Source organism: Xanthomonas floridensis (assembly GCF_001642575.1).
In the GTDB taxonomy this organism is placed as follows: domain Bacteria; phylum Pseudomonadota; class Gammaproteobacteria; order Xanthomonadales; family Xanthomonadaceae; genus Xanthomonas; species Xanthomonas floridensis.
Genome location: NZ_LXNG01000058.1, coordinates 119,162 through 141,683, shown reverse-complemented (window position 1 = coordinate 141,683; position 22,522 = coordinate 119,162). Strand labels below are relative to the sequence as shown.

Annotated in this window: 21 protein-coding genes; 7 read left to right on the top strand and 14 right to left on the bottom strand. The window is 67.4% G+C overall.

The features are described from left to right. Nucleotides 1–16: 16 nt before the first annotated feature. The 3 genes from A7D17_RS22210 to A7D17_RS24545 all read right to left on the bottom strand — a co-directional run bounded on the left by A7D17_RS22210 (nucleotide 17) and on the right by A7D17_RS24545 (nucleotide 2,364). Complete coding sequence (locus tag A7D17_RS22210) at nucleotides 17–1,270, bottom strand: Tle-like phospholipase domain-containing protein (protein ID WP_425479659.1); 1,254 nt, start codon at nucleotides 1,268–1,270, stop codon at nucleotides 17–19. A gap of 56 nt (nucleotides 1,271–1,326) precedes the next feature. Then, nucleotides 1,327–1,905 carry a hypothetical protein gene (locus tag A7D17_RS22205; RefSeq protein WP_064511104.1) on the bottom strand — a complete coding sequence of 193 codons (579 nt, stop codon included), beginning with the start codon at nucleotides 1,903–1,905 and terminating at the stop codon, nucleotides 1,327–1,329. A 291-nt stretch (nucleotides 1,906–2,196) separates the two neighbouring features. Next, entirely contained in the window at nucleotides 2,197–2,364 is a 168-nt protein-coding gene (locus A7D17_RS24545) for a hypothetical protein (RefSeq protein WP_162578030.1), read from the bottom strand. A 326-nt stretch (nucleotides 2,365–2,690) separates the two neighbouring features. Here A7D17_RS24545 and A7D17_RS22195 point away from each other — a divergent pair, with 326 nt between their 5' ends. From A7D17_RS22195 to A7D17_RS22165, 7 genes are all read left to right on the top strand, one after another. After that, entirely contained in the window at nucleotides 2,691–3,452 is a 762-nt protein-coding gene (locus A7D17_RS22195; RefSeq protein ID WP_064511102.1) for an HpcH/HpaI aldolase family protein, read from the top strand. Then, nucleotides 3,453–5,585 (top strand): TonB-dependent receptor family protein, encoded by a 2,133-nt coding sequence (locus A7D17_RS22190; protein ID WP_064511101.1) that lies wholly within the window; start codon nucleotides 3,453–3,455, stop codon nucleotides 5,583–5,585. A gap of 379 nt (nucleotides 5,586–5,964) precedes the next feature. After that, on the top strand, nucleotides 5,965–7,191 hold the full coding sequence (locus tag A7D17_RS22185) for an ATP-grasp domain-containing protein (RefSeq protein WP_064511100.1): 1,227 nt from the start codon (nucleotides 5,965–5,967) through the stop codon (nucleotides 7,189–7,191). Next, complete coding sequence (locus A7D17_RS22180) at nucleotides 7,188–8,990, top strand: IucA/IucC family protein (RefSeq protein ID WP_064511099.1); 1,803 nt, start codon at nucleotides 7,188–7,190, stop codon at nucleotides 8,988–8,990. Before A7D17_RS22185 ends, A7D17_RS22180 begins: the two co-directional genes overlap by 4 nt. Continuing rightward, nucleotides 8,987–10,171, top strand: coding sequence for an MFS transporter (locus A7D17_RS22175; protein WP_064511098.1), 1,185 nt, complete (start codon nucleotides 8,987–8,989; stop codon nucleotides 10,169–10,171). The genes A7D17_RS22180 and A7D17_RS22175 overlap by 4 nt, the downstream gene beginning before the upstream one ends. Further along, the gene (locus A7D17_RS22170) at nucleotides 10,149–11,918 is read left to right on the top strand and encodes an IucA/IucC family protein (protein ID WP_064511097.1); all 1,770 of its coding nucleotides are present in this window, start codon (nucleotides 10,149–10,151) and stop codon (nucleotides 11,916–11,918) included. Before A7D17_RS22175 ends, A7D17_RS22170 begins: the two co-directional genes overlap by 23 nt. Continuing rightward, on the top strand, nucleotides 11,915–13,111 hold the full coding sequence (locus A7D17_RS22165) for a type III PLP-dependent enzyme (RefSeq protein ID WP_064511096.1): 1,197 nt from the start codon (nucleotides 11,915–11,917) through the stop codon (nucleotides 13,109–13,111). The genes A7D17_RS22170 and A7D17_RS22165 overlap by 4 nt, the downstream gene beginning before the upstream one ends. Nucleotides 13,112–13,228: 117 nt before the next feature. Here A7D17_RS22165 and A7D17_RS22160 read toward each other — a convergent pair whose 3' ends face one another. From A7D17_RS22160 to A7D17_RS22110, 11 genes are all read right to left on the bottom strand, one after another. After that, nucleotides 13,229–14,068, bottom strand: coding sequence for an AraC family transcriptional regulator (locus A7D17_RS22160; protein WP_239692269.1), 840 nt, complete (start codon nucleotides 14,066–14,068; stop codon nucleotides 13,229–13,231). Nucleotides 14,069–14,227: 159 nt separating this feature from the next. Beyond that, on the bottom strand, nucleotides 14,228–14,962 hold the full coding sequence (locus A7D17_RS22155) for an adenosylcobinamide-GDP ribazoletransferase (RefSeq protein WP_064511095.1): 735 nt from the start codon (nucleotides 14,960–14,962) through the stop codon (nucleotides 14,228–14,230). Next, entirely contained in the window at nucleotides 14,959–15,573 is a 615-nt protein-coding gene (locus A7D17_RS22150) for a histidine phosphatase family protein (protein WP_064511094.1), read from the bottom strand. Before A7D17_RS22150 ends, A7D17_RS22155 begins: the two co-directional genes overlap by 4 nt. Then, the gene (cobT, locus tag A7D17_RS22145; protein WP_064511093.1) at nucleotides 15,570–16,616 is read right to left on the bottom strand and encodes a nicotinate-nucleotide--dimethylbenzimidazole phosphoribosyltransferase; all 1,047 of its coding nucleotides are present in this window, start codon (nucleotides 16,614–16,616) and stop codon (nucleotides 15,570–15,572) included. The genes A7D17_RS22150 and cobT overlap by 4 nt, the downstream gene beginning before the upstream one ends. Continuing rightward, nucleotides 16,616–17,149 (bottom strand): bifunctional adenosylcobinamide kinase/adenosylcobinamide-phosphate guanylyltransferase, encoded by a 534-nt coding sequence (cobU, locus tag A7D17_RS22140; RefSeq protein ID WP_064511092.1) that lies wholly within the window; start codon nucleotides 17,147–17,149, stop codon nucleotides 16,616–16,618. Before cobU ends, cobT begins: the two co-directional genes overlap by 1 nt. Continuing rightward, entirely contained in the window at nucleotides 17,137–18,612 is a 1,476-nt protein-coding gene (locus tag A7D17_RS22135; RefSeq protein WP_064511091.1) for a cobyric acid synthase, read from the bottom strand. Before A7D17_RS22135 ends, cobU begins: the two co-directional genes overlap by 13 nt. Then, complete coding sequence (gene cobD / locus A7D17_RS22130; RefSeq protein WP_064511124.1) at nucleotides 18,609–19,592, bottom strand: threonine-phosphate decarboxylase CobD; 984 nt, start codon at nucleotides 19,590–19,592, stop codon at nucleotides 18,609–18,611. Before cobD ends, A7D17_RS22135 begins: the two co-directional genes overlap by 4 nt. Before the next feature lie 87 nt (nucleotides 19,593–19,679). Next, on the bottom strand, nucleotides 19,680–20,594 hold the full coding sequence (gene cbiB, locus A7D17_RS22125; protein ID WP_064511090.1) for an adenosylcobinamide-phosphate synthase CbiB: 915 nt from the start codon (nucleotides 20,592–20,594) through the stop codon (nucleotides 19,680–19,682). A gap of 64 nt (nucleotides 20,595–20,658) precedes the next feature. Then, nucleotides 20,659–21,270 (bottom strand): cob(I)yrinic acid a,c-diamide adenosyltransferase, encoded by a 612-nt coding sequence (cobO, locus tag A7D17_RS22120; protein ID WP_064511089.1) that lies wholly within the window; start codon nucleotides 21,268–21,270, stop codon nucleotides 20,659–20,661. After that, nucleotides 21,267–21,878, bottom strand: a complete 612-nt coding sequence (locus A7D17_RS22115) for a hypothetical protein (RefSeq protein WP_064511088.1) — start codon at nucleotides 21,876–21,878, stop codon at nucleotides 21,267–21,269. The genes cobO and A7D17_RS22115 overlap by 4 nt, the downstream gene beginning before the upstream one ends. Further along, on the bottom strand, nucleotides 21,875–22,468 hold the full coding sequence (locus A7D17_RS22110; RefSeq protein ID WP_064511087.1) for a hypothetical protein: 594 nt from the start codon (nucleotides 22,466–22,468) through the stop codon (nucleotides 21,875–21,877). Before A7D17_RS22110 ends, A7D17_RS22115 begins: the two co-directional genes overlap by 4 nt. Nucleotides 22,469–22,522 lie beyond the last annotated feature (54 nt).

Sequence of the window (22,522 nt, the reverse complement as noted above, 5' to 3'; positions counted from 1 at the left end):
TTCCTGTTGATGACGGCTACAGGCTGCGCGCACCGATGCGCATGGGCTCTTGCTGTTGCGACTCGGCCTGTTGCCGCTGTGCCTGCACCGCCTGCTGGGCCGCCTGCTGTTCCTGCTGATTCACTGTCTCCAAGGCCTCGGCGCGCAGTGCGCGACCAGGTGGCTCATTGGCTAGGGTCTGCGTCATCTGACGGAACTGATCACGATCGCCGCTCTGTGCGGCGGCCAACATGCGGTCCAGAAAAACGCTGGGGTCGTCCTGCAATAAGGACGGCTTGCCGCCGTGTGTCGGCGACGCCGCGCGCACTTCCTGCGCATCCTGCTTGAGCGGCACCTGCCAGGTCTGTGGCGCATGGCTGCGCTCGCGGTCTTGCTGAAGTTGCTGCATCTGCTGCTGCCAGCTGGGCGCATCCATTTCCCGACGCCCGGTCCCCGGCTCCACCGGACCACGCAGCTGGTCGATCCCATCACGGACAAGGCCAGGGATTCCACGCGAATACAACGTCAAGCCCGCCCGCAGCGTTTCGACGTCGCCGCGATACTTCTCGATCATTGGCGCGTACTGCTGCGCGAGCTGACGTGTTGCGGGATCGTCCAATACGGAACGATCCGGCTTGCCGTCGGCATCGACGGGGAGAAAGTTATGCATGACGTGCGAATCGCCCAGCTTGGCTGCCGCTAACAACGAAAGGCGCGCATCCAGCACTTCATTGTCGTTGGCGTAATCAGCTCTCTTCAGCGTGGCGATCTCTTGCGGCGTAGCGTAGATCTCCACGCGCCCGTAATGCCGGCTGGCGGCGCTGACCGCATCGCCGGCCATTACGTGGTTGATTACCTCGTTACCACCCTCGGGAATTCGCCGATCCAGGCTCGTCGCTCCGTAGGCGTTGAATGTCTGTCCCTTCAAGCCGAAATGGTGCGCCGTGACCTGAGTCAGTCCGCCGCCAAGGGAATGCCCGGTGACAGTGACTTCGGGCTTATGCCCATCACGCTTCGCTAGATGCTCCGCCAGCTCGATCGCCCGTTGTGTCAGCTCGATGGCGTCGTCGACCTGGGGATTATGACTCTTCACCACCATGCTGCCATCAGCATAAGCGCCATCTTTCAAGAGCTGTCTATCAGGCTCGGTACCGCGGTGTGCGACGATTACCTCCCTAGTATCCACGCTCCGATAGACGACCCCCTGATATCCCGATGGGCGATCCATATACTCGAGGCGCTGATATCGACCCTCTCCAATTGAAATAACGGGACTCTTTAATCCAACCATATCAGGCCGATTATAAGAGTCATTTGCCAGTGCTGCGCAATCTCGGCCAGATAGAGTCACGGCACTTCCTTCCTGGCAGATAAGGTCACCTTAAACAATTCCCCACGCAACTCACCCTTGAATTTAGCAGGATCACCCTCGCCAGTATCTGGAAAGTCTTCCAACTCGTCTCGCGGGTAGCCACCCTTCCAAAAATAAGTCGTCTTTCTGCCTGAACTTAGAATCTGATCTTTTTCCAGACCAGGCGAAAAGTTCGTCTCCTCTTTCTTGCCATTCGCCTTTAAAGAAATGCCGACACCCATCAATTCCCAATGACACACGCCCTTTCCATAGTAATCTGCGTCAATCATGCCGTCTGCAAAAATCGTCGCAACATAGGTAGTGGTATCGATTTTCTTGAAAACTGCAGGAACACTATCTTCTTTTTGCTTTGACCAGACGCCGGCAATCGGCTCAATCGGGGTGCACAGCGTATGGTTAGTCATCTGATAAAAAGCCGCGCCATCTACGAAATCGAACGGTCCTGGCGCATTCTCGATGGTCATGGTGATCCGATAGGCCTGCGTAGGGCGCGGGTTCCTCCGGTAGATTGGATCGCCGTCAGCGTCACGCGCCTGCACATCCTTGGATTGCATGGGGGTCTCCTTTGCTCCGCAAGCGCACAGCAATGCGGCCAGGGAGATGCATAGCAGTGCGGCGGGGGTTCGATACACGATTGGTTTGGCCAATAAACGCTTGATATCTGAGCCTACGCCGTTTTTATAATCACCTCAACAGGATTCATCGGAAACGCAATCCAGCCGCTAGCCAATCGCGCTTGCTTGACGCTCCGCCAACTCCGTTGCCCATTGCATCAGCTCGATGACATATTGAGCATAGGAGCTATGCCGCCTAAACAGTATGCCGCCGTCGGCGTAAACACTCCCCTAGGAAAGCTTAGTCATCTGATAAAAAGCCGCGCCATCCACGAAACCGACTGGTCCTGGCGCATCCTCGATGGTCATAGTTACCAGATAGGCCTGCTTTGGATACGGGTTCTTTCGATAGATCGGATCGACGTCAGCGTCGCGGGCCTGCACGTCCTTGGATTGCACGGCGGCATCCTCTGCTGGCAGGCGCACAGTAAAGTCGCCAGGGAAATGCATAGCAGCGCGACTGAAGTGGGATATATCGTGTAGTTGGCCGATAAACGCCCTGTTTCTACAAGGCTACGTCCTTTCCTGGACAGCAACAATATTTCTCCTGGCGCAACGCCAGTGCTGCTACTTGAATCGGGCGACATAGCTGCACCGGTATCGATGCCTATCTCCAAATTCAGTCAAGCCACCTCTCCTGGTTACCCAAAAAGACCGAAAGACACACTTGATAATCATTCCCATCAAGCGCAGGATGAGCGCCCGTTTCCCTGGCGGCCTCTACCATGGCGTATGCAGTCGGCCTTCTCAATGCGTTGCCCAGCGTGCAGCTGTGCGAGCTGCTGGGCCGCATCGGTTATGGATTCGTGGTGCTCGATCTGGAGCATGTGCTGCGTGCGCCGGAGCAACTGGAACATGCCATCCGCGCGTGTGAGCTCTCCGGCTGCGAAGCCTGGGTGCGGGTGCCGGAGGTGGACGAAAAACTGATCGGCCGCGTGCTGGACGCCGGCGCGCGCGGCATCGTGGTGCCGCGTGCCGAATCGGCGCAGCAGATGGCCTGCGCGGTCGCCGCCGCGCGCTTTCCGCCGCTGGGCCGGCGCGGCATCACCGGCGGCCGCGTCACCGGCTTCGGCAACACCGACCTGCCGACCTATATCGCGCAGGCCAATCGCGACATCCGCATTGTGCCGATGATCGAAAGCGCCGCTGGCGTGGCCGCATTGCCCGCCATTCTTGCCGTGCCCGGCGTGACGCTGGTGATGGAAGGGGCGCTGGATCTGGCGCTGGATCTGGGCCTGGGTCCGCAGCCCACCCATGCGCAGGTGTGGGAGTTGCTGCTGCAAGTGCAGGCGCACTGCCGCGCGGCCAGCGTGCCGTTCTGCCCCAATCCACGCACCGACGCGCAACGCGCGCACTGGCTGCAACAACCGGATCTGCGCTGGCTGCTCGCCGGCGAGGACCGCGCCCTGATCCAACGCGCACTGCGCGGCCACCTGGCCACGTTCGACACACCCACTTCCCTACCCGCCTGCAGGAGCACGCCGTAGATGTCGACCTTCCGTTTCCATGCCCTGACCCTTGCCATCGTGGCGGCCAGCCTGAGCCTGCCGTTGCGAGCAATGGCCGCAGACGCGCAAGCGTTCGACGACACCGAAGGCCAGCCCCCCATCCGTGCGCTGGACGCCATCCAGGTACAGGGCAGCCTGCTGGGGCGCTCCAAACCGGATGATGTGCAGCGCTACGCCGGCAGCCGCCAGGTGATCGACCGCGCGCAATTGCGCAATGGCGGCAATCGCTCGCTCGACGATGCGCTGCAACGCGTGCCGGGCATCAAGATCTTCGACGAAACCGGCACCGGCGCGCTCCCGCAGATCATGTTGCGCGGCCTGTACGAAAGCCGCAGCGGCCGCGTGCAGGTGCTGGAAGACGGCATTCCACTCGCGCTGGCCCCCTATGGGCAGACGAGCCTGTCGTTGTTTCCGGTGGGGCTGAATCAGATCGATCGCATCGACATCGTGCGTGGCGGCGCGGCCGTGCAATACGGGCCCAACAACGTGGGTGGGGTGATCAACCTGGTCAGCAAGGAGATTCCCAGCGCGTGGAGCACCACCCTGGCGCACAAGATCACCGCCGGCGGCCAGGGCCAGTTCCTGCAGGACAGCGCGCTCAGCAGCGGCGGCTATCTGACCGACAATTTTGGCATGCAGGTCGATGCGAATCGCACCTATGGCGAGTACTGGCGCGCGCACAGCGATACCGACATCAGTAACCTGCGCGTGCGTGCGGAGTGGTGGCTGGACGACACCAAGTTGATCAAGGCCAGCGTGCAACGCTATCTGGTGGACATGGATCTGGCCGGGGCGCTGAGCCCGGCCGATTACCGGCGCGACCCGCGCCAGTCCACGCGGCCGTTGGACAGCTTCAATGGCCGCACCACGCGCGCGTCGCTGAGCTACGAACAGCTGCTGGGCGATTGGGGCCCGCTGCAGGACGTGCGGTTGGACTGGACCAACTTCAGTGCGCGCAGCAGCCGCAACTTCATCGTCGGCATGCGCCAGGCCGCCACCGAAACCTGGCGCTCGGACCTGCCACCGCAACTGCGCCAGACCGCGCCGCGCGACTTCCGCGTAGTCGGCAGCGAGCCGCGGCTGAGCTGGAGCATGGGCACTGCGGGCGGCGTGCGTCAGCAGTGGACCGCCGGTGTGCGCGCCGTGCGCGAAGACATCGATTTTCTGGTCGGCAACCTGCGCCTGCGCGATGGCCTGTTCACCACCGTGCGCGACTGGCAGTTCGAAGACCGCGCACTGGCGGCGTATGTCAGCAACGCGATCACGCTTGCAGATGAGCGCCTGACCATTACCCCCGGGCTGCGCTACGAGCGCCTGGATTCGCGCTACTTCAACCGTGCCACCGGCGTGCGTACGCTCAACCAGACCCGCGACGTGCTGCCAGGGTTGACGGTGGGCTTCCAGGCCAATGAACAGTGGTTCTTCTATGCCGACGGGCAGCGCTCGATGCGCGCGCCGCAGGTCACCCAGATCATCTTCGGCAACAATCTGGATGCCGAGCTGGCGTGGAATTACGAAGCCGGCACGCGCTACCAGCCCAACGACCGCACCCGCATCCAGGTCGGCGCCTATCTGATCGACTTCGATCAGCAGATCCAGCTGGACAACACCACCCGCGTGTTCCGCAACCTGGGCAAGACCCGTCACCAGGGCGGCGAGGTGGAACTGCAGTGGAGCCCGGAAAACCTGCGCGCGCTCACCCTCAACGCCGGCTATGCGTATCTGGATGCCAGCCAGGAATCGGGCGCATTCCGCGGCTTCCGGGTGCCGTTCACCTCGCGCAACCAGATCACCCTGGGCGGCAACTACGCGCTCGGTCATACCACGGTCGCGCTGTCGAGCTATTACTTCAGCAAGGCCTACAGCGATGCCGCCAACACCGTGCAGGAGAACGCCATCGCCTCGGTAGGCCAGCTGCCCGCCTACATGGTCTGGAACACGCAGGTGAGCCGCACGCTGTTCGAACGTGATGGACAAAAATTCAGCGCATCACTGGCGGTCAACAACCTGTTCGACCGGCAGTACTGGTTCCGTGGCGTGGACACCAGCCCATGGGGCCGCCAGGCCGCACCTGGCCGCACGTTTACCGCAGGCCTGGAATACACGTTCTAGGCGATCACACACCATGGCAGCGCATCCTCGCGCTGCCGAAAGTGGGAGCTGCGGCACCATACGTACTTCGCAGACGCTGCGACCACTTCCGCCGACAGCCCTGGCCAAGCACTGCGCGCACTGTTTACTGCACAGGTGGGCTGCGCAGGTCCAGTAGATGCACGAAACGACCGCTGTACAGGGGCATCGGTCGCCATTGATGGTAACGGCGATCGGTCTGCGATCGCCGCAGAACACAGCGTGCACGAAGCACGCTTCAGCGCCGCAACACGCGGCATTGCGATCGATGCGTCGCAGGCCACCCAACGCCGTATGCGGCGCCAGGCAGCCCGTTTCAGTCTCGGCTTTTTTCCTACCGCCCTGTCGAACGAGAGCTGCCATGAACGCCGTACCCGACGCCCCCCTGGTGATCCTCACCCATGTCTGCCACCCGGCCATCACCGACGGCTTCCTGCCGGCCGCGCATGCGCAAGGCATTCCGGTCTGGTTGCTGACCGACCATCGGCTCGATCACCTGAGCCATTTTCACGACCATCCCGAACATGCGCCGCAGCGGGTGATCGAGTGCGATGTATTCAATCCGCTCGGCGTGCTGGACGTGCTGCACGACGTCCAGGTACAGCCGCGTGCCGTCTTCAGCAACAGCGATCACCTGCAGACCAGCACTGCGCTGGTGGCGGCCGGCCTGGGGCTGCCTGGCAAGAACTGGCAGGTGTGCTACGCCGCCAAGAACAAGGCCGCGATGCGGCAGCGCCTGCGCGCGCATGGATTGCCCTGCCCGTGGTTCTGCACCCTGGCGCCCGGCGCCGCGCTGCCTGCGCAGATCCCGTGGCCGGTGGTGGCCAAGCCACGCGAAGGCGTCGCCAGCCTGGACGTGCGCCATTGCGCCGATGCCGCGCAACTACAGCGCTATCTGGACGAGAGCTGGCAGCGCCACCCGCAGCGCACCGTCTTGCTGGAGGCCATGCTGCAGGGTCCGTTATTCACCCTGGAGACGCTGGGTGACGGGCACAGCGTGCAGCCCATCGGCGGGTTCAAGGTCCGGCTGTCGCCGCCCCCGCACTTCGTCGAATGCGAGGCGCAGTGGGATGGCGACGTGGACACGCCGGTGATCGCGCAGGCAGTGCAGCAAGTGCGCAGCTTCGGGGTGAACTTCGGGCTCTGCCACAGCGAATTCATCCTCACCGCCGACGGCCCGGTGCTGGTGGAGATCAATTACCGCAGCATTGGCGACCGCCGCGAATTCCTGCTCGATGGCATGTTCGGCGGGCAATGGTTTTCCGCCGCGCTGGCGCCGCACCTGGGCCAGCCATTGCCGCAGCTGCGCAGCGACCGCGCGCATGCACTGCTGCGCTATTACGTGGCCGAGCGCGACGGCGAGCTGGTCACCGCCAGCGAAGACCGCCGTCATCACGATGCGCACAGCGACGTGCACTACCGGCGCATGCGTGCACCGGGCGAGCGCATCCAGCTCAGTCATTCCAACAAGGATTACCTGGGCGTGCTCAGCGCGCTGGCCAGCGATGCGCAGGCGCTGCAAAACGCCGTGATGCAGGCCGAGGCCGGCCTGCAATGGCAGATCGACAGCGCGGGGGCACGTGCATGAGTCTGGCCGCCGACCAGCGCTATATCGCCATCCGCATCATCGATGCCTGCCTGCGCGAAGACCTGCGCGCCATCACCCGCCGGGGTGCCCTGGCCACGCCGGAGGCGCACGTGCTCGCGGCGTGGCCAGGCGCCGTGCCGGGCGATGGCTGGTGGAAGATCGCCCATCTGCCTGACGGCACGCTGTGGCTGCCGATCCATCGCCACGGCGTGTTGCAGGCCATCAGCGCCTGCGACGACCGCTGGATCGTGCAAACCGCCGCCAGCGCACTGCTTGAACAGGGCAGCCACGCCTGGCTGCAGCGCCTGGGCGCCGGGCTGGACGCGGAGACCCAGCGCCTGCATCGCGCCTATGCCGACGAGGCCGATTGCGCCGCCGCACATCGCGGGCTGGCGCGGCAGGCGTACCACGTGCAGGCACCGGCATTGAACGCTGCCCTGCAGCACGCCGACGCCGCCGAACGCGCGTATCGCTGCGACCAGCTGGCGAGCTATCGCGACCATCCGTTCTACCCCACCGCACGTGCCAAGGCCGGTCTGGAGCCGTCCGAACTGCGCGATTACGCACCCGAGTTTGCGCCCACCTTTGCGCTGCGCTGGCTGGCGCTGCCGCAGGCGCAGCTCAGCTGCACCAGCCCGCCGCCGGCCGAGCTGTGGCCGGCATTCAGCGATGTGGGGCTGTCGCCGGCGCTTGCGGCCACGCACGGCTTGTGGCCGGTGCATCCGCTGGTGTGGGAGCGGCTGGAGCAACCCGGCTTCGAATTGACTCCTTGCGCGGTGCGTGCACCGCAGCCCTGGCTGCTGGTGCGCCCTGGCTTGTCGGTGCGCACGCTGGTGCCGCTGCAGCACCCGCAGCTGCATCTCAAGCTGCCGATCCCGATGCGTACGCTGGGCGCGTTGAACCTGCGTCTGATCAAACCCTCCACGCTCTACGATGGGCACTGGCTGGAACTCGCCTTGCGGCTGATCGATGCGCGCGATGCGGCGCTGCGCGGGCGTTGCGTCTTCGTGGACGAATCGCACGGCGGGCATGTCGGCCAGGCCCGGCATCTGGCCTATCTGCTGCGGCGTTATCCGCCACTGGAAGACAGCACGCTGGTGCCGGTTGCCGCGCTGTGCGCGCCGCTGCCCGATGGCCGGCCGATGGCGGTCCATCTGGCCGAGCGGTTTGCGCAAGGCGACGTGCACGCCTGGTGGCGCGACTACACCGAACTGCTGCTTGCCGTGCATCTGCGGCTGTGGCTGGGTTACGGCATCGCGCTGGAGGCCAATCAGCAGAACAGCGTGCTGGTGTATGCGCCCGGCCGGCCCACCCGGCTGCTGATGAAGGACAACGACGCCGCACGCATCGCCCTGCCGCAGCTACGCGCGCAGCTGCCGGAGATCGCCGGGCTGGGGCCGCTGCAGGATGCGCGTATCGCGGTGGACGATGCGCAGGCGCTGGCGCAGATGGTCTGCACCATCGTGCTGCAGCTGGATCTGCAGGCGGTGCTGGAGGGCCTGGCCGAATGGCAGCCCGGCTTGCGCGCGCCATTGCTTGCGCAGCTGCAGCAGCAATTGCTGCAGGTCCTGGCGCAGCTGGACGCCGAGGGCATCGACACCGCGCCTGCGTATCGCCTGCTGGCTGCGCCACGGCTGCCGGTGAAGTACCTGCTCAGCGCCGGCAGCCTGCTCAGCAAGCAAGTCACCGGTGCGGCCGACATCAACAAGTTCTACGGCGACAGCGCGCCCAATCCCTTCGGCACCGCGTTCGCCGCCGCGCAGCCATCGCCGCGTCTGCAGGCCGGGGGGCGGCGATGAGGCGCGTCCTGGGCCCGGTGCTGGCGGCGCACTACCTGGCGGCCTTCACCGCGCTGGGCATGCCGTTGTTCCTGCCGCAGGTGCTGGCCGACCTGGCGCCGGGCGCGGCGGTGGGCTGGAGCGGCGTGCTGTACGTGCTGCCGACGCTGTGCACCGCACTGACTGCCGGCAGCTGGGGGCGGCTGGCCGATCGCTACGGGCGCAAGCGCTCGTTGCTGCGCGCGCAACTGGGGCTGGCGCTGGGCTTTGCGATCGCCGGCTTCGCGCCCACGCTGAGCTGGCTGGTGATCGGCCTGGTCGTGCAAGGCGCCTGCGGCGGTTCGCTGGCGGCGGCCAATGCCTACCTCGCCAGCCAGCCGCAAGCCGGGCCGTTGGCACGGGCGTTGGACTGGACGCAGTACTCGGCGCGGCTGGCGATGGTCAGCGCCCCCGCAGTGCTCGGGCTTGCGCTGGCGCTGGGCCCGGCGCAAGCGCTGTATCGCGCGCTCGCGCTGTTGCCACTGGTCGCGTTCGCGCTGACCTGGCGGCTGCCGGCCGACCAACCGCATGTACGCTCGGTTGCCGATGACGCTGCGGCCGCGGACAGCACGCCGCCCGCGCATGCAGCACCGGCGACTCCATCGCGATGGCCTGCGCTGCTGCTTGCGCAGTTCCTGTTCTGCTTCGCGATGGTGGTGACGTTTCCGTACTTCATTCCGTACGCACTGGCGCGCGGCGCCGGGCACGATGCATTGGCCGGGCTGCTCTACAGCCTGCCGCATCTGGTCTACCTGGTGGTGCTGCCGTGGTGGCGGCGCGGCGATGGCGAGCTGTGGCTGGTGCCCGGCCTGGCACTGTTCGCGCTGGCCTGCGTATGGCATGCGGTGCTGCACGATCCTGTCGCGTTGACCTGCGCGCGCCTGCTGTTCGGCGTCGGCATGCTGGCCGGCCTGCGCGGGCTCAATCGCAGCCTGGCACTGGTGGCCAGCGGGCACGGCGCCGGTCGCCTGTTCGGCCGCTTCGATGCGTGCGGCAAGTGGGCCGGCGTGCTCGCCGGCGCCGCCGCGGGTGCGCTGACCCAGGCCGCCGGTACTGCCGTGCCCTTTCTTGCCGCCGCGCTGGCTGCGGCCGCTGCTGCGCTCACCGTTCTGGTGCGCTTTCCTTCGAGGAGACCTGCCGATGTCACCGCACACGATGCATGATCCCTGGTACGCCAGCATGGCCGACGCGCAGGCCTGCACCTGCTGGCTCAACTGCTACCTGCGCGAGTTCGCCATTCCGCGCCGCGCTGCCGACTTCGACTACCGCGGCCTGGATCGCCCCGGCCCACGCGTGGCCGAGCAGCGTTGGCTGCGCATCGACCTGGGCGAGACCGGCACGCTATGCGCACGCATCGCCTATGCCGACCGCCTGGGGCGCTGCCGCTTCACGTCCACGCCCTTCCTCAAGGCCGCCGGGCAGCCGTGGCATAGCCTGGACGCGCCTGCACTGGCGCGTTGCCTGCTGCAATCGCTGGGCAGTACGCACGCGGTCAACCCGGAGCTGCTTGCACAGAGTGCCAACAGCGTGGCGATCACCGCCGCGTTGCTGCGCCAGGCGCAGGCCAGGACACCGACCGGCGAGGCGATGATCGATGCCGAACAGTCGCTGCTGTGGGGCCATGCCTTGCATCCCACGCCGAAGAGCCGCGAAGGTGTCGCGCTCGACCAGGTCCTGGCCTGCGCGCCGGAAGCGCGGGCGACGTTCCCGTTGTTCTGGTTCCGCATCGACCCGCGCCTGCTGCGGACACAGGGCGCCGACGTCCGCGCCAGCCTGCGGCACCTCAGCGGCAGCGACACGCTCTATCCCTGCCACCCGTGGGAAGCGCAGCGCCTGCTCGACGACCCGCTGTTGCGCAGGCTGCAATCGCGTGGGTTGATCGAGCCGGTGGGGCCACGCGGCGAAGCGCTATGGCCCACCTCCTCGGTGCGCACGCTGTATCACCCGCAGCTGGATTATTTCCTCAAATGCTCGGTCCATGTGCGGCTGACCAACTGCGTGCGCAAGAACGCCTGGTACGAGCTGGAAAGTGCAGTCGCCCTGACCGAGCTGCTGGCGCCGAGCTGGCGCACGCTGGCGGCGCAGGTGCCGGGGTTCGATGTGATGCTGGAACCGGCGGCCACCTCGCTGGAGGTGGCGCAGGTGGATCGCGCCTTGCATGACGCCAACCCGCTGGCGGCGCGTGCACTCTCCGAAAGTTTCGGCATCCTGTATCGCACGACCATTCCCGCCGCGCAGCGCGCGCGCTGGCAGCCGCAGGTGGCCGCTGCCCTGTTCACCTGCGATGCGCAGGGCAACAGCGTCTGTGCCGCACGTCTGCAGGCGCTGACCAGTGCACGCAGGGATCGGCACAGCTGCACCGTGCAATGGTTCGGCGCCTATGCCGGGTTGTTGCTGGACGGCGTGTGGAGTGCGCTGTTCCAGCACGGCATCGCTCTGGAGCCGCACCTGCAGAACACCGTGATCGGATTTCGCGACGGCTGGCCCACGCGCGTGTGGATCCGCGATCTGGAAGGCACCAAGCTACTCGCCCACCACTGGCCGGAAACACGCCTGCACGGCGTGGGCGCACGCGCACGGCAATCGCTGTACTACACACCGGAACAGGGCTGGAACCGGGTGGCGTATTGCGCGCTGGTCAATAACCTGGCCGAGGCCATCTTCCACCTGAGCGAAGGCGACGCGGTGCTGGAGGCGCGCCTGTGGCACTGCGTAGGCGAGATGGCGCTGCGCTGGCAGCAGCGTCACGGTGCGCAACCGGCGTTGCAGGGGCTGATCGATGGCGCGCCGCTGCCGGGCAAGAACAATCTTGGCACGCGTCTGCTGCAACGCGCCGACCGCCAGGCCGATTACACCGCACTGCCCAATCCCATCGCCGCGCTCGCCATTGCACGGCAGGTGGCCGCATGAGCCTGCGCATCGACACCGCCGCGGTGATTCATGCGCTGCCACAGCTGCGCGCCGACAGCGACGGCCCGCTGTGTGCGTATGTCTACGATCTGGCCGCTCTGGACGCGCATGCCGCCTGGATGCGTGCGCAACTGCCAGCGCAGTGCGAGCTGTTCTATGCGGCCAAAGCCAATGCGGAGGCGCCCATCCTGCGCACGCTCGCAGCGCATGTGGATGGCTTCGAAGCCGCTTCCGGCGGCGAACTGGCCTGGTTGCACGCCCGGCAACCGCAGGCGGCATTGCTGTTCGGCGGGCCGGGCAAACTGGACAGCGAGTTGGCGCAGGCCGCTGCCCTGCCCGACTGCAGCGTGCATGTGGAAAGCATCGGCGAACTGCAGCGCCTGGCCGCCATCGCGGCGCAGGTCGGCCGCTGCGTGCCGGTGTTCCTGCGCATGAATATCGCCGTGCCTGGCGCGCAGAGCACGCGCCTGATGATGGGCGGGCAGCCCTCGCCATTCGGCCTGGACCCGCAGGATCTGGATGCGGCCATGCACCTGTTGCGCACCAGCCCGTCGCTGCGGCTGCAGGGTTTCCATTTTCATCTGATGTCACACCAGCGCGATGCCGGTGCGCAACTGCAGTTGATCGGCGCCTATCTGCGCACCGTGCAGCACTGGCGGCAGACCTACGCGCTCGGGCCGTTGCGAGTGAACGCCGGTGGCGGGTTCGGCGTGGACTATCTGGCGCCGGAGGCCTCGTTCGATTGGGCCGGCTTCTGCGCCGGGCTGCGCGCGCTCTTGCACGAACACGGCAGCGCACTGCGCCTGCGGCTGGAGCCGGGCCGCTACGTCAGCGCCAGCTGCGGCTGGTACCTGATGGAGGTGCTGGATCTCAAGCGCAGCCACGGCCAGTGGTTCGCGATTGCCCGCGGCGGCACCCACCATTTCCGCACCCCGGCTGCGCAGGCCCACGACCACCCCTTCCGCGTGCTGCGCGGCACCCGCGCCCCGGTGATCAGCGACACGCCGGTCACCCTGGTTGGCCAGCTGTGTACGCCCAAGGACGTGCTGGCACGCCAGCAACCGGTGGCCGCGCTTGCACCCGGTGATTGCCTGGCCTTCCCGCTGGCCGGCGCCTATGCGTGGAATATTTCGCACCAGCAGTTCCTGATGCACCCGCCGCCGCAGAAGGTGTTTTTACCGGTGATCGACTGACGGCGCCCCACGCAGGCATCGATGCTGCGCTTGCAGCTGTGAAACGCGCAGGCAGCAGCTTGCACCACCGCTCCGCACGCTCGCAGATCAGCTGCGCGCGGCGCGGCGTGCGTACCCTCAACCACGCGTTTCGGTCGCCATCACCGGCACCCGAATATCGGCGCGCAGGATCGCCTCGGGTGTTTCTTCCGGGTCGTCCAGATACAGGTAATGCAGCGGTGCGTCGCGCAGCAGGTAGCCGCTGTCGGGCAGCCAAGCGGCCAGCAGCTGATCCAGCGCATCTTCCAGCCCGGCGTACGCGCCGACATGGCGCAGGACGGCATGCGGCCCGCCCTCCAGGCGACGCAGCTGCAAGGGCGCCGCTGGCGTGACTGCCACGTCGAAGCCCACGCCGCATTCGAATAGATGCGCGTGCGCGGGAACGTCACGGTGATCGCTCAGCGGCAATCCCGCCAGACACCGCAGGCTGTCGACGACGCCGGCGTGCGCCGCCCAGGCCACGATCTGCCCAAAGCCGCGATCCAGGTCGTCGAATGCGCCGCGCTTGCGCAGCACCACCAGTTCGAATGGCTCGAGCGTCTGCACGCTGACCTGCAGTCGCGCAGATGTACGGTATGACGCGGATGCCGGCGCAGATAACTGCTGCAACTTGCTGGCCCGCAATGCCGGTGTCGAGCGCAAGACGGTGGGACTGGCCTGCAGTGCGCTGCGGCAGGCACGCGCCAGCGCCTGTGGCGTCTGGTAACCGACCGCCAGTGCAACCGCAGTCACCGACGCATCTGCGCTGCCCAACAGATGTAAGGCCTGGCTCAACCGCAAGCGCGCCACGGTGTGGCCAACGGTCTCACCGGTCAGGGCGCGATAGACCCGATGAAAATGGTACGGCGACTGATGCGCGATGGCAGCCAATTCGGCCAGGTCCGGCAAGGCGGCGCCACTGCGAATGCTGGCTTGCAAATGCGCAACGACGCGCTCTACACCCCGTTGCCAAGTGGTGACTGCTGAGTCTGCTGCATGCATGGTAGTGGCTCCCTGGTGACGGCATCAGCATCGCCTGCATCGCCTGCCGGTGCGGTCCCGATCTTGCGCGATGTTGCGTCCATTACACGGTGTGACTCAGCCCAGCCACACCGCCAACGTCACCAGCAGCGCGGCTTCGGTCAGTTCCACCAGTGCGCCGCAGGTATCGCCCGTCATGCCATCCAGGCGCTGCATGCAGGCGCGGCGCCATAGAACGAAGACCACCACGGCACTGCCGAGGCAGGCAGCGGCGATCGTCGGGCCGGCGGCCATGCAGACCACGACCGCCAGTAGCAACGCAAGCCAAAGGCCTGCACGCGGCGCGGCGACCAGCGCGCTGCCGATGCCGGTGGGGCGCACATAGGGCGTGGTCAAGAAGGCCGCCACCACCGCGGCGCGTGCCAGCAAGGGCGCCAGCCACAACGCACCCGGTGCATGCGGCAGCAGCGTGGCCAATGCGGCGCATTTGAGCAGCAACACCAGCACCACTGCGGTGACTGCCATCGGGCCGCTGGTGGGGTCCTTCATGATCGCCAGTGTGCGTGCGCGCTCGCCCATGCCGCCGACCCAGGCATCGGTCGTGTCGGCCAGGCCATCCAGATGCAACGCGCCAGTCAGCCACACCCAGGCGCTCAACAGCAGCGCTGCGCCGAGCAACGGCGCAACCTCGCGCAGGCACCAGGCCAACCCGCACACCACCCCACCGAGCAACACGCCCACCAGCGGGTACCAGCACAGCGAGCGCGCCTGCGCGCCTGCGCGCGTGAACACCCGGGCGGGCACCGGAATACGGGTCAGAAACCCGATCGCCGCCAGCAACCCGTCGATCATTCGGTGTCGTGCGCCGGTGGCAATGCCGTGGATGAAACCGGCGACCCAACGGCGCCAGCCGCGTCGGTTGGCGGCCAGGCCAGCGGATGCAGCGACGCATGCGGCACTGCCAGTTCGGTCATCCGGCCGAAACCATTACCGGCGACCAGGCACTGCAAGGCGCGGATGGCGCCGCCGTGAGTGACCACCAGCACACGCTGTGCCGGGTAGCGGGCGACGATGGCATCGAGCGCGGCCGACAGGCGCGCGCAGAAATCGGCAAACGGCTCGGCCTGCGGCGGCGAGTAGCGCAGCGGGTCGGCCCAGAAGCGGCCCAGCGCTTGCCCTTCGTCGCGATCGATCTCGGCCACCGGCACGCCCTGCCAGCGGCCGAAGTGATATTCGCGTAGCCGCGGTTCCAGCTGCAGCGGCAAGCCGCGCGCGCCGGCGAGTTCAGCGGCAAACGCTGCGCAGCGCTGCAACGTGGAGGCCACCACCACCTCCCACACGCCATCGGCGGTGGCTGCACGTAATTGCTGCCATCCCAACGCGGTGAGTGGGTCGTCGAGCTGGCCGCGATAGCTGCGCTGGCCGGTGTCGCCGTGCCGCAGCAAGGTAATCTGCGCGCTCATGCGTCGGAGACCCCTGCTTCGGCAAAGGTGGCCATGCCGTTGTGCAGGGCGCAGGCGCTGCGCAGCAGCGGAATCGCCACCGCCGCGCCGCTGGCTTCGCCCAGGCGCAGGTCCAGCTGCAGCAGCGGATCGGCATCCAGGGCGCGCAGCAAGGCGGTGTGGCCACGTTCGTGCGAGCGGTGCCCGAACAGCAGCCACTGCCGCACGCCGGGGTTGAGATGGGTGGCCACCAGCGCCGCGGCGGTGGTGATGAAGCCATCCACCAGCACCGGGATGCCGGCCTGCGCGGCAGCGATGTAGGCGCCCACCAGGGCGGCAATCTCGAAACCGCCGAGCCGGCGCAGGCGCTCCAGCGGGGTGGCGGCATCGGCGTGCAGCGCGAGCGCGCGGGTGATCACGGTGGCCTTGTGTGCGATGCCTTCGGCATCCAGCCCGGTACCGGCGCCGGCCATCGCCTGCGGAAACTGCGACAACAGCGCGCAGCCCAGCGCGGCGGCCGCGGTGGTGTTGCCGATGCCCATCTCGCCGCCCACAAACAGCTGCGTATCGCAGCTGCGTGCCTGCGCAATGCTCTCCGCGCCTGCAGCGAGCGCGTCGCGCAGCTGGCTGGGCGTCATCGCCGGTTGCTCGCAGATATTGGCGCTGGAAGGCGCGATCCAGGCGCGGCGCACACGCGGCAGCTCGCCCGGGTCGTTGACCACCCCCAGGTTCACTACCTCCAGCCGCGCACCGAGTTCACGCGCAAGCACCGAAATCGCCGCACCGCCACGGGCGAAGTTGCGCACCATCTCGCCAGTTACCGCCTGTGGAAACGCAGACACGCCTTCGGCAGCGACGCCGTGGTCGGCGGCATACACCGCGATCCAGATCCGCTGCACCACTGGCTGCTCGTTGCGCTGCCAGGCCGCCAGCTGCACCGCCAGCTGCTCGAGCCGGCCCAGCGCACCGTGCGGCTTGGTCAGTTGCTCCTGCCGTGCCAGCGCAGCTGCACGCACGCGTGCGTCCGGCACCGCGCATGCGGCAAAGATCCAGTCGCTGCTCATCATCCCTCTCCCTTCAGCACCATCGGCAAGCCCGCCACCACGAACACCACCCGCTCGCACTGTAGCGCCAATGCCTGGTGCAGCCAGCCGGCTTCGTCGACAAAACGCCGTGTGAGTTCGCCCAGCGGCACGATGCCTTGTCCCACCTCGTTACTGACCAGCAGGATCTGCCCCGGCAGCTGCGGCAGCGTGGCCAGCAGTGCCGCGCGCTCGCGCGCGAAGGCATCCGCATCCGGGTGACCCAGCAGGTTGCTCAGCCACAGGGTCAGGCAATCCACCAGTACGCAGCGCTGCGGCGCCGCCAGTGCCTGCAGGGTGGCCGCCAGCGCAACGGGTTCTTCCACGCACTGCCACTGCGGCGGGCGCCGGCTGCGGTGATGTGCGATGCGCTGCTGCATTTCCGCATCGAAGGCCTGCGCGGTGGCGACGTAGGCCACCTCGGCAGCCGTGCCGGCGGCGAGCGCGCTGGCGGCGAGGCGTTCGGCCAGTGCGCTCTTGCCGGAGCGCGCGCCTCCCAGGATCAACTGCCGCATGAGGGGTCCTTGCAGGTCAGCCGCGTCAGTGCTGCGGTATCCAGATGTGTTTGCACCGCATCGGCCAGGCGCTCGAGCGTGGCCTCGCGCAGCGCGGCAAGATCCACTGGCAGCGCCTGCGCCAGGCCGGCCCATGCAAGCAATGCGTGCAGTGCCTGCGGGTGGTCGAAGATGCCGTGCAGATACGTGCCCAGCACCTGGCCATCCTCGGACATGGCGCCATCGCTGCGGCCATCGTCCAGCCGCAGCAGCGGACGCGCCAGTGCAGCGCCGGTGCTGATGCCGCAATGGATCTCGTAGCCGTGCGCACGCACATTGCCCAGCAGCAAGTGCCCCTGCACGCGACGCAGCTGCTTGTGCGGGTGCAGCTGCGTGTCCAGCGCCAGCCAGCCCAGGCCTGCGCTGCTGCCGGGCGGGCCTTCGATGCCGTCGGGGTCGTGGATCTGCTCGCCCAGCATCTGCAGGCCGCCACAGATGCCGAGCAGCTTGCCGCCGTAGCGCAGGTGGCGCGCAATGGCGCTGTCCCAGCCGTGCGTGCGCAACCACTGCAGATCGCGGCGGGTGGACTTGCTTCCAGGCAGCACGATCAGATCGCAGGGCGGCGGCAGCTGCCCCGGGCCGACCAGGTGCACATCGACCTGTGGGTGCGCCAGCAAGGCATCGACATCGGTGTGGTTGCTGATCCGCGGCAGCACCGGCACCACCACGCGCAATGGCGCATCCGGCTTGTGCACGGCATGCCGCGGCAACGCATCTTCGGCCTCCAGCTGCAACCCATGCAGATACGGCAACACGCCCAGCACGGGCTTGCCGGTTTCGCGTTCCAGCCAGTCCAGACCGGGTTGCAACAGCGCCAGGTCGCCACGAAAACGATTGATGACAAACCCCGCCACGCGCGCGCGCTCGCTGTCCGACAGCAATGCCAGGGTGCCGACCAGGTGCGCGAACACACCGCCGCGGTCGATGTCGGCGATCAGGAGTACCGGGCAATCCACCGCCTCGGCATAGCCCATGTTGGCGATGTCGTTGGCGCGCAGGTTGATCTCGGCCGGGCTGCCGGCGCCTTCCACCAATACCGCCTCGAAGCGCTCGACCAGGCGGGCGTGCGAGGCCAGCACGGCGCTGAACGCGGTGGACTTGTAGGCGTGATAGTCCACCGCATCCAGCGTGGCCACCGCCCGCCCGTGCACGATCACCTGCGCACCGGTATCGCTGTTGGGCTTGAGCAGCACCGGGTTGAAGTCGGTGTGCGGCTCCAGCCCGCAGGCCTGGGCCTGCACCGCCTGCGCGCGGCCGATCTCGCCGCCATCGATGGTGACCGCCGAATTGAGTGCCATGTTCTGCGGCTTGAACGGCGCCACCGCCACGCCCTGGCGGTGTAGCCAGCGGCATAGCGCGGCCACCAGCGTGCTCTTGCCGGCGTCGGAGGTGCAGCCCTGCACCATCAGCACGCGCGCGCTCATGCCAGCAGCTCGCGCAGTGCCGCGTCCAGGCGTGCCTCGCCGGCCGCATCGGGCGGCAGGCCGAAGCGCAGGCTGGCCGGGGTATCGAACAGCCGGGTCAGAATGCCGCGCCTTGCCAGCGCCACGTGCAGGGCCTGCGCATCGGCGCGTTCGCACCACTGAAAAAACGCGGTACCGGCCGATGGCACGATGCCGTGGCGACGCAGCAACTGCGCCAGCCGCTGCGATGCGGCGTGCAGTTGCGCGCGTGCCTGCACGTGCCAGCCGGTATCGGCCAGGGCCTGCTGCACGGCCCAGCGGGTGGGCCCGCTCACGGACCATGGCCCCAGCTGTTCGCGCAAGGCGTCCAGCAGCGGCGCCTGCGCGCACACGAAGCCGGCCCGCGCGCCGGCCATGCCGAAGAACTTGCCGACCGAGCGCAGCACCACCAGGCCCGGCTGCTGCGTCTGCGCGCACACGCTCGCATGCGGGGTCGCATCCATGAAGGCTTCGTCGATCACCAGCCAGCCGCCACGCGCCGCCATCCGCGCATGCAGCTGCAACAGTAGTTCACGATCGAAGCTGTCCGCGCAGGGATTATTGGGATGGATCAGCACCACCACATCGAAGGTATCCGCCGCCTGCAGCAAAGCCGTTGCCGGCAGCGGCACCACGGTGTGGCCGGCGCGTCGCCAGGCATGCGCATGTTCGGCATAGCCCGGCGCAAGCACGCCCACACGGCCGCGACCACGCAACAGCGGCAGCGCCTGGATCGCCGCCTGCGAGCCTGCCACCGGCAGCACCTGCGGCGCGCCGTAGTACGCCGCCGCGGTTGCGGCCAGGCCGTCGTCGTCTTCGGGCAGGCGCTGCCACACCGGCTCCGGAATCGACGGCACCGGCCAGGCAAACGGGCTCACGCCGGTGGACAGGTCCAGCCAGTGCGCCAGCGGGATCGCATAGGTTTGCGCGGCGCGGCGCAACCGGCCTCCATGTTCAAGCATGCGGTGCTCCAAAGGGAAAGACATGCGGCCGCGCCCGGTCGCAACCGCGCACTGCACAGCCAGCGCGGCGGTCGGCACCGGCTGCGATCATTGCATCACCATTGCCATCGACAAGGCGCCGAGCAGCAACCAGAGCAGCACGCCTGCGCGCACCAGCAGCAGCGCGCGGCGCACGCTGTCGGCGCTGGCCGGAGCGCCCTCGCCCAAGGCGGGACGTGTCTGCCACTGGCCGTGATACGGCGCTGGGCCACCCAGGCGCACACGCAGCGCGCCGGCACCAGCGGCCATCACCGGCCCGGCATTCGGGCTTTTCCAGCCGCGGCCCTGGCGCCAGGCGCAGCGCAGGCCCGCATGCGTCGTGCCGAGCGCGGCGTAGGTCACTGCGGTCAGGCGTGCCGGCAACCAGTTGAGCACATCGTCGATCCGTGCCGCCGCCCAGCCGAAGCTGGCGTAGCGCGGCGTGCGATAGCCCCACATCGCATCCAGCGTATTGGACAGCCGGTACAGCACCGCGCCCGGCGCACCCAGCATCACGCCCCAGAACAACGCAGCAAATACGGCGTCGCTGCCGTTCTCCAGCACCGATTCGGTGGCGGCCGCGGCCACCTGCGTGGCATCCAGTGCGGCGGTATCGCGGCTGACGATGCGGCCCACTGCTGCGCGGGCTGCCGGCAGGTCGTCGGCCTGCAACCCAGCGATCACCGGTTGCGCGTGTTCGCCCAGGCTGCGCAATCCCAGCGCCAGATACAGCACCACGGCGGCAAATCCGGCCGCTGCCCAGGCCGACCACCACCACAACAGCGCCTGCAGCCCTGCGGCCAGTACCGTGCACGGCAGCACCGTCACACACCACGCCAGCACGCCGGCGCTGCGGTGGTCACGGTGCAGGCGTTGCTCGATGCGCTGCGCCCAGCGGCCAAACAGCACCAGCGGATGTGCACGCCGCGGCTCGCCCAACAGCAGATCCAGCAGCACTGCTGCGGTGGCCATCAGCAGCAGCATCGTGCGCGGCCCAACCGCATGCCACACGCCAGCCCACCGCCGGGCAACGCACGCGCACGCATGCCTACAGCTCGATGCCTAGCTGCGCCTTGATGCCGGCGTTGAAGGCATGTTTGACCAGCCGCATCTCGGTGACCGTGTCTGCCACCTCGATCAAGCCGGCGGGCGCTGCGCGTCCGGTGATCACCACGTGCTGGCCCGGCGGACGCGCAGCCACTGCGGCCAGCACCTCGTCCAACGCAACGTAGTCCTTCACCAGGGCGATATTGAGTTCGTCCAGCAGCACGAAGTCGTAGCGTGCATCGGCCAGCATGCCGCGCGCCAGCTGCCAGGCCGCCTGCGCGGCGGCGATGTCCACGTTGCGGTCCTGGGTTTCCCAGGTGAAGCCTTCGCCCATCACGTGGTAGTCGAGCAGATCGGGAAAACGGCGAAAGAACGCCTCTTCACCAGTAGAGAACGTGCCCTTGATGAACTGCACCACGCCGCAGGACAGGCCATGCCCGAGCGAGCGCGCCAGCATGCCGAAGCCGGACGAACTCTTGCCCTTGCCGTTGCCGGTATTGACCAGCAGCACGCCGCGGTCGATCACGGCGCGCGCGATGCGCCGGTCCACCAATTCCTTCTTGCGTTGCGCGCGTTCGCGATAATGTGCGTCGTCGTGCTCGGGGGGCGTCATGCGCGTTCTCCCATCAGTGGACGTGCGGCAAGGCTGCGCCCTGCGGCAAGCAATGCGAAAGTGATGCCCACGTAGCCGGCCAGGGTGCCGAGCGCGCGCGGGTAGTACACCGGCACGCGGGCCAGGAAGCCGCCAAGCGTGGCCTGTGGGTAGCGGCCGGAAAGGAAGTAAAAGCCCCCCTTGGACAGCAGATAGGCCGCGCTACCACTGAACAACAGCGCGCCAAGCACCCGTGGCAGCTCCGACCAGGCATCGCGTTCCAGCCGCATGGCAGACCACCGCCCGCCCAGCCACAACGTGGCATAGGCCAGCGCCAAGGCCCAGTACGCCGGGGACAGGCACCAGTCGCTGATGCTGCCGGAGGCCAGGCCGATCAGATCCAATGCCGATGCCAGCCCGAACAGCAGCGGCAGCATCCACACCGGGCGCAGCAATGCACCGGCCAGAAAGAACACCGCCCACGAGGCGCTGGGCAACACGTCCACGCTGGCAAAATGCTGGCCGCGGGTGCAGACCATCAGCAGCGCCAGCGCGATGCCACAGGCCCATGCGGCCCCGCCGTGCAGGGCCGTTCGGGCAGGCGCGGCCTGATGCGAAGCTACGCTCATGACAGCTCCAGCGCGGTGGTCGAGTCGGCGGCAGCGCGGGTGGCGCGCCAGCGCAGCACACACCCTGCAGCGACCAGAGCCACCGCCAGATACAGCGCTGTGCTACGCACGAACACCGGGCCCCACTGCCACGCACGCTGCAGGTACTGCGCCCAGTGCGGGTCGGTGTAGCGCCCGCCCAGCCAATAGAACGCGCCATTGGAGATCAGGAACGATACCGCTGCAGCCGCGACCCCCAGCGCCCAGACCGCGCACAGCGGCATCGCCGCAGGTGCAAGCCGCGCCTGCAACGCACGGCCGGCATACCACAGCACGGCATAGGCCAGCGGCAGCGCGGCGTAGGCGGCGGTGATGCAGAAGTCGCTGACGCCGGCCAACGATACCGCGGCCCAGTCGATCAGCACCGCCAGTGCCAGCAACAGCGCAAACGCCGTATGCCGGCGCAGCGCCAAGCCGCCAAGGAAGAACACCGCCATCGAGGCATCGGGCAGATGCAGCCAATCGCCCACGTGATGGAAGCGGGTGGCCGTCATCGCCAGCATCAGGGCGATGAGCAGGTTGCGCTGGGCGGGCCGGGAGAGCGGGGTCATCGGTGTTCCTCGAAGAGTGGCAAACAGCAGGCAGCGGTCGGTCTGAAGATCGGT